Below are 1635 nucleotides of genomic sequence, written 5' to 3' on the forward strand. Positions count from 1 at the left end.
AAATGAATACCAAGTCTCTGAGTGAACATACGTAATTCATTACGAAGTTTAATTCACGAGCATCAAACTTAAATTGAAGAGTTTGATCATGGCTCAGATTGAACGCTGGCGGCAGGCCTAACACATGCAAGTCGAGCGGTAGCACAGAGAGCTTGCTCTCGGGTGACGAGCGGCGGACGGGTGAGTAATGTCTGGGAAACTGCCTGATGGAGGGGGATAACTACTGGAAACGGTAGCTAATACCGCATAACGTCGCAAGACCAAAGTGGGGGACCTTCGGGCCTCATGCCATCAGATGTGCCCAGATGGGATTAGCTAGTAGGTGGGGTAACGGCTCACCTAGGCGACGATCCCTAGCTGGTCTGAGAGGATGACCAGCCACACTGGAACTGAGACACGGTCCAGACTCCTACGGGAGGCAGCAGTGGGGAATATTGCACAATGGGCGCAAGCCTGATGCAGCCATGCCGCGTGTGTGAAGAAGGCCTTCGGGTTGTAAAGCACTTTCAGCGGGGAGGAAGGCGGTGAGGTTAATAACCTCATCGATTGACGTTACCCGCAGAAGAAGCACCGGCTAACTCCGTGCCAGCAGCCGCGGTAATACGGAGGGTGCAAGCGTTAATCGGAATTACTGGGCGTAAAGCGCACGCAGGCGGTCTGTCAAGTCGGATGTGAAATCCCCGGGCTCAACCTGGGAACTGCATTCGAAACTGGCAGGCTAGAGTCTTGTAGAGGGGGGTAGAATTCCAGGTGTAGCGGTGAAATGCGTAGAGATCTGGAGGAATACCGGTGGCGAAGGCGGCCCCCTGGACAAAGACTGACGCTCAGGTGCGAAAGCGTGGGGAGCAAACAGGATTAGATACCCTGGTAGTCCACGCTGTAAACGATGTCGATTTGGAGGTTGTGCCCTTGAGGCGTGGCTTCCGGAGCTAACGCGTTAAATCGACCGCCTGGGGAGTACGGCCGCAAGGTTAAAACTCAAATGAATTGACGGGGGCCCGCACAAGCGGTGGAGCATGTGGTTTAATTCGATGCAACGCGAAGAACCTTACCTGGTCTTGACATCCACAGAACTTAGCAGAGATGCTTTGGTGCCTTCGGGAACTGTGAGACAGGTGCTGCATGGCTGTCGTCAGCTCGTGTTGTGAAATGTTGGGTTAAGTCCCGCAACGAGCGCAACCCTTATCCTTTGTTGCCAGCGGTCCGGCCGGGAACTCAAAGGAGACTGCCAGTGATAAACTGGAGGAAGGTGGGGATGACGTCAAGTCATCATGGCCCTTACGACCAGGGCTACACACGTGCTACAATGGCATATACAAAGAGAAGCGACCTCGCGAGAGCAAGCGGACCTCATAAAGTATGTCGTAGTCCGGATTGGAGTCTGCAACTCGACTCCATGAAGTCGGAATCGCTAGTAATCGTAGATCAGAATGCTACGGTGAATACGTTCCCGGGCCTTGTACACACCGCCCGTCACACCATGGGAGTGGGTTGCAAAAGAAGTAGGTAGCTTAACCTTCGGGAGGGCGCTTACCACTTTGTGATTCATGACTGGGGTGAAGTCGTAACAAGGTAACCGTAGGGGAACCTGCGGTTGGATCACCTCCTTACCTTAAAGAACCTGCCTTTGTAGTG

Annotated in this window: 1 rRNA gene; it reads left to right on the forward strand. The window is 53.5% G+C overall.

Going from position 1 to position 1635, the window contains the following annotated elements:
* Positions 1 to 70 precede the first annotated feature (70 nt).
* A 16S ribosomal RNA gene (locus CWM57_RS27020) occupies positions 71 to 1610 on the forward strand.
* Positions 1611 to 1635 lie beyond the last annotated feature (25 nt).

It is taken from the genome of Klebsiella sp. G-Nf4, assembly GCF_002810615.1.
GTDB lineage: Bacteria > Pseudomonadota > Gammaproteobacteria > Enterobacterales > Enterobacteriaceae > Klebsiella > Klebsiella variicola.